This is a genomic window from Paenirhodobacter populi (assembly GCF_004022215.1).
Taxonomy (GTDB): Bacteria; Pseudomonadota; Alphaproteobacteria; order Rhodobacterales; family Rhodobacteraceae; genus Rhodobacter; species Rhodobacter populi.
This window is the reverse complement of the sequence record NZ_SAUZ01000056.1, coordinates 2,501-7,841: the sequence shown is the minus strand read 5'-3', so window position 1 is coordinate 7,841 and position 5,341 is coordinate 2,501. Positions and strand designations below refer to the sequence as shown.

At 58.8% G+C, this 5,341-nt stretch carries 3 protein-coding genes, 1 tRNA gene, 2 rRNA genes and 1 pseudogene (1 of these 7 only partly in view); 3 read left to right on the top strand and 4 right to left on the bottom strand.

Annotated elements, in window-relative coordinates; genetic code table 11:
* The first annotated feature begins 464 nt into the window (after positions 1-464).
* From D2T30_RS23870 to D2T30_RS23985, 3 genes and pseudogenes are all read left to right on the top strand, one after another.
* Positions 465-788 carry a recombinase family protein gene (locus tag D2T30_RS23870; protein WP_241651385.1) on the top strand — a complete coding sequence of 108 codons (324 nt, stop codon included), beginning with the start codon at positions 465-467 and terminating at the stop codon, positions 786-788.
* A gap of 45 nt (positions 789-833) precedes the next feature.
* A complete protein-coding gene (locus D2T30_RS23865; RefSeq protein WP_241651384.1) occupies positions 834-1,316 on the top strand; it encodes a recombinase family protein in 483 nt (160 codons plus the stop codon).
* A gap of 27 nt (positions 1,317-1,343) precedes the next feature.
* Positions 1,344-1,550, top strand: a pseudogene (locus tag D2T30_RS23985) (recombinase zinc beta ribbon domain-containing protein); the annotation flags it as partial.
* 81 nt (positions 1,551-1,631) lie between these two features.
* On the opposite strand, the gene D2T30_RS23855 reads toward D2T30_RS23985, so the two are convergent.
* From D2T30_RS23855 to D2T30_RS22535, 4 genes are all read right to left on the bottom strand, one after another.
* Positions 1,632-1,838 carry a hypothetical protein gene (locus tag D2T30_RS23855; RefSeq protein WP_241651383.1) on the bottom strand — a complete coding sequence of 69 codons (207 nt, stop codon included), beginning with the start codon at positions 1,836-1,838 and terminating at the stop codon, positions 1,632-1,634.
* A 352-nt stretch (positions 1,839-2,190) separates the two neighbouring features.
* Positions 2,191-2,267: transfer RNA gene (locus D2T30_RS22545), tRNA-Met, on the bottom strand.
* Positions 2,268-2,349: 82 nt separating this feature from the next.
* Positions 2,350-2,464: ribosomal RNA gene (gene rrf, locus D2T30_RS22540) — 5S ribosomal RNA — on the bottom strand.
* 103 nt (positions 2,465-2,567) lie between these two features.
* Positions 2,568-5,341 (bottom strand): 23S ribosomal RNA (locus D2T30_RS22535); it runs 55 nt beyond the window's last position.

Below are 5,341 nucleotides of genomic sequence, written 5' to 3'. Positions count from 1 at the left end.
CCGATGCCCTATAATCCTCTCAACGAGCACGGGAGCTTTCCCGATCAGGATCATCATCAGAGAACGCCCCGGAACAGCCGCCGGGAGCGCGGGGAGAACCTTTGCCAATGGCACGGGACCGGAGAAGACATGTCGACAGGGAAGGCACCGCGCAGGCGGCGGCCGTCGCCTCGGCATCTGTCTCGTCGCCTTTGGCTGCTTCCCCTGCCCCGTCGGCATCTACTAAGACCCCCGCCACCGCTTCTCAGATCTCTGCATCTCAGCAGGGTATCCCCGCCCCTTCGCCCTCCCCGGCCAACAAGCCTCTTGCCGGGAATCGACCCGGCGCGCAGCATGGGGCTCCTCTCCCCGATGCCTCTCGTGAGCTGTTCCACCATTTCCTGCGCGCGCTCGCCCGTGAAGCCGCCCGCACCGACCATGCCGCCGATCCCGATTGATCCCTTCCGCCTCGAAGGAGACGCTCCATGACCAAGCCCAGACTGCGCGTGGCGATCTACGCCCGTTTCTCGACCGACAAACAACGCGATGCCTCGATCGAGGACCAGATCGACTCCTGCCGCGATCTCGCCGCCCGCGAGGGCTGGGAGATCAGCGGCATCTATCAGGACCGGGCGATCTCGGGCGCCAGCATGTTCCGCCCCGGGATCGAGGCGCTGCAGCGCGATGCGAAGGCCGGCAGGTTCGACATCGTTCTCGCAGAGGCGCTCGACCAGCTGTCGCGCAAGCTCGCCGATATCGCGAAGTTCCATGAACGACGGAGCATCAGGGCATCCGGATCCACACCCTGACCGAGGGCGAGGTCACCGAGATGCTGATCGGCATGAAGGGCCACGATGAACCAGATCCTGCTGCGCGATATCGGCATCAAGACGCATCGCGGCCAGAAGGGGCGGGTGAAGGACGGCAAGCTCGCCGGCGGCAATGCCTATGGTTACGATGTGCTGCCCGGGGTCAATGTGGGTGGCAAGGCGGAACATGGCGATCGCGCCATTAATCGTACCGAGTCCGAGGTCATCCGCCGGATTTTCGCCGACTATGCGCAGGGCATTTCTGCCGGGAAGATCGCCGAAGCGCTGAACCTCGGGAAGATCCCCGGCCCACGCGGCGGCTGGTGGGGCACCTCGACCATCCTCGGCAACCGCGCGCGCGGCACCGGCATCCTGAACAATGAGCTCTACATCGGCCGTCTGGTCTGGAACCGGCTGCACTACAGCAAGGATCCGGACACCGGCAAACGCAACTCGCGGCTGAACCCGGAAGACCGGGTCACCGAAGTGGCCGTGCCGCATCTGCGGATCATCCCCGATGACCTCTGAGACCGGGTCAAGGCACGCCAGGGCGCGATGAAGACGAAGAACACCGATGTGCCGATCTGGGACCGGCGCCGCCCGAAGTTCCTGTTCTCGGGCCTGATGTCCTGCGGGTGTTGCGGCGGCGGGTTCTCCAAGGTGTCGAAGGACGGCTTCGGCTGCTCGACTGCCCGCAAGAAGGGCTCGGCGGCATGCACCAATATGAGCGTCATCAAGCAGAAAGATCTGGAAGCCCGGGTTCTCGAGGCGCTTGAACACCACCTGATGGACGAAGACGCCGTGCGGATCTTCTGCGAGGAATACACGGCCGAGCGCAACCGGCTACAGTCCACCCGCGCGGCCGGACGCGCCGAGCTGGAGAAGGAGCTGCGCCAGGTCAACGCCGATCACAAGAAGCTGGTCGATGCGATCCTCGCCGGGGTTCCCGCCGATCAGGTCAAGGACCGGATGATCGACCTCGACACCCGCCGGAAAGATCTGGAGCGCAAGCTCTCCGCCTCCCCTGCCCCGGATCCGCTCAGGATCCATCCGGGCATGGCGCAGACCTATCGCGCCCGGATCGGCCAGTTGATCGCGGGCCTTGCAGACGCCGAACGGATGGACGAGGCGAAGGAAGCGCTGCGGGCGCTGATCGAGAAGGTGGAGCTGGTGCCGGTTTCAGCCGAGGAAGCGGAAGGCGGCAAACCCGGCCTTGCGATCCATCTTCACGGCGCCCTGGCAAGCCTGCTGCGTCTGGCCTGCGGGTTGCCGGTACATGAGGTTGTCTGCGCGGCCGCCCAAATGCAAAAAGCCCCGCGCAGGGCGGGGCGTGGAGGCGCAAACAGTGCGCAATCAGCAGACGCCGATCTTCAATGCATTGATAATATTGTAGAATTAGTATTGGTTGCGGGGGCAGGATTTGAACCTGCGGCCTTCAGGTTATGAGCCTGACGAGCTACCGGGCTGCTCCACCCCGCGTTGGTGTTTGGTTTGGTCCGCGTATTGATTGAGTTTTCGCGGCTGTTTCGTTTTGAGAGAACGTATGTTGGCTTCTTGCCAGGTTTGGCGGTGACCTACTCTCCCACGTCTTGAGACGCAGTACCATTGGCGTGTTGGCCCTTAACGGCCGAGTTCGGGATGGGATCGGGTGTTTAGCCAGCGCTATGACCACCAAACCGGGGAAGAAGCCTTTGTCCAGGTCAAGTTGCTGCGCGGTGCCGCGCGGCGTTTCACTATGTATGTATGCATGTTTTGATCTGAGCCTTGCTGCTACTGGATCAAATCAAGCCAATCGGGCAATTAGTACCGGTCAACTGAACGCGTTACCGCGCTTACATCTCCGGCCTATCGACGTGGTGGTCTACCACGGCCCTCAAGGGATACCTTGTTTTGAGGGGGGCTTCACGCTTAGATGCCTTCAGCGTTTATCCTGTCCGGACATAGCTACCCTGCACTGCCGTTGGCACGACAACAGGTCCACCAGTGGTCCGTTCACCCCGGTCCTCTCGTACTAGGGGCAACTCCTCTCAAGTATCCTACACCCACGGCAGATAGGGACCGAACTGTCTCACGACGTTCTAAACCCAGCTCACGTACCTCTTTAAATGGCGAACAGCCATACCCTTGGGACCTGCTCCAGCCCCAGGATGAGATGAGCCGACATCGAGGTGCCAAACGATGCCGTCGATATGGACTCTTGGGCATCATCAGCCTGTTATCCCCAGAGTACCTTTTATCCGTTGAGCGATGGCCCTCCCACTTGGGACCACCGGATCACTATGGCCGACTTTCGTCTCTGCTCGACTTGTCAGTCTTGCAGTCAGGCTGGCTTCTGCCATTGCACTCAACGACCGATTTCCGACCGGTCTGAGCCAACCTTCGCGCGCCTCCGTTACGATTTGGGAGGCGACCGCCCCAGTCAAACTCCCCACCATGCAGGGTCCCGGACCCGGATAACGGGCCGCGGTTAGACATCAAGAGTGCGAAGGGTGGTATCTCAAGGGAGGCTCCACCGGAACTGGCGTCCCGGGTTCAAAGCCTACCACCTATCCTGCACATCACAATCCTGATGCCAGTGCAAAGCTGGAGTAAAGGTTCATGGGGTCTTTCCGTCTAACCGCGGGTAGTGTGCATCTTGACACACAATTCAATTTCGCTGAGTCCACGTTTGAGACAGCGGGGAGATCGTTACGCCATTCGTGCAGGTCGGAACTTACCCGACAAGGAATTTCGCTACCTTAGGACCGTTATAGTTACGGCCGCCGTTTACTGGGGCTTCAATTCGGAGCTTGCACCCCTCCTTTTAACCTTCCAGCACCGGGCAGGCGTCAGACTGTATACGTCGCCTTACGGCTTCGCACAGCCCTATGTTTTAAGTAAACAGTCGCCACCCCCTGGTCTGTGCCCCCCACCCCTACTTGCGTAAGAATGGGGCCTCCTTCTCGCGAACTTACGGAGGCATTTTGCCGAGTTCCTTAAACGTGGTTCTCTCAAGCGCCTTGGTATTCTCTACCAGTCCACCTGTGTCGGTTTAGGGTACGGTCCGATAGTGGGGCTATTTCCGGGGACCTCGCAGCCGCCCAGTCAATCCGATAAGACTGAACGACCCTGAAGATCCGTCACCACCACATGGCCCAGGAATATTAACCTGGTTCCCATCGACTACGCCTTTCGGCCTCGCCTTAGGGGCCGGCTTACCCTGCTCAGATTAGCTTTAAGCAGGAACCCTTGGACTTTCGGCGAGAGGGTCTCTCACCCTCTTTGTCGCTACTCATGTCAACATTCTCACTTCTGATCACTCCACCGGATGCCTTACAGCCCGGCTTCACAGTCAGAACAGTGCCTCCAATTTCCCCGAAGGGAGCAAGGAGGCAGCGTTCTATATCACAGAACGCTCCGCTACCACGCACATCGCTGTGCATCCAAAGCTTCGGCTCGTGGCTTGAGCCCCGTTACATCTTCGCCGCAGGATCTCTTGACTAGACCAGTGAGCTGTTACGCTATCTTTAAAGGATGGCTGCTTCTAAGCCAACCTCCTGGTTGTTTTGGAAATCCCACATGCTTTCCCACTTAGCCACGAATTGGGGGCCTTAGCTGTTGGTCAGGGTTGTTTCCCTCTTCACGACGGACGTTAGCACCCGCCGTGTGTCTCCCGGATAGTACTCCTGGGTATTCGGAGTTTACTTAGGCTCAGTAAGTCTGTGGGACCCCATCACCCATGTAGTGCTCTACCCCCCAGGGTATTCGTCCGAGGCGCTACCTAAATAGCTTTCGCGGAGAACCAGCTATCTCCGAGTTTGATTGGCCTTTCACCCCTAGCCACACGTCATCCGGACCCTTTTCAACGGGTGTCGGTTCGGACCTCCAGTTGGTGTTACCCAACCTTCATCCTGCACATGGCTAGATCACTCGGTTTCGGGTCTGATCCGTCGAACTCATCGCCCTTTTAAGACTCGCTTTCGCTGCGCCTGCACCTAACGGCTTAAGCTTGCTCGACAGACCAAGTCGTTGACCCATTATACAAAAGGTACGCCGTCACATCTCAAGGATGCTCCGACTGCTTGTAGGCGTCCGGTTTCAGAAACTGTTTCACTCCCCTCGTCGGGGTGCTTTTCACCTTTCCCTCACGGTACTGGTTCGCTATCGGTCAGTAAGGAGTACTTAGCCTTCGAGGGTGGTCCCCCGATCTTCAGACAGGATTTCACGTGTCCCGCCCTACTTAATACGTCCCATCAAACTTCGCATACGGGGCTGTCACCCATATCGCCAGACTTTCCAGACTGTTCTGCTCGTTCTCAAGGCTCGGCTGGTCCGCGTTCGCTCGCCACTACTAGCGGAGTATCAATTGATTTCCTTTCCTCCGGGTACTTAGATGTTTCAGTTCCCCGGGTTCGCTCTTTTAACCCTATGGATTCAGGCTAAAAGTACCTGTTCATGCCCGCTGTAAACCGCAAAGCGATTACAACGAACATTCAGGTGGGTTTCCCCATTCGGACATTCCTGGATCAAAGCTTGTTCTCAGCTCCCCAGGACTTTTCGCAGAGTACCACGTC

Excerpts from the sequence above, each read along its gene's own strand:
- D2T30_RS23855 (WP_241651383.1), bottom strand. The coding sequence starts at position 1,838 with ATGGATCCTGAGCGGATCCGGGGCAGGGGAGGCGGAGAGCTTGCGCTC.
- D2T30_RS23870 (WP_241651385.1), top strand. The coding sequence starts at position 465 with ATGACCAAGCCCAGACTGCGCGTGGCGATCTACGCCCGTTTCTCGACC.
- D2T30_RS23865 (WP_241651384.1), top strand. The coding sequence starts at position 834 with ATGAACCAGATCCTGCTGCGCGATATCGGCATCAAGACGCATCGCGGC.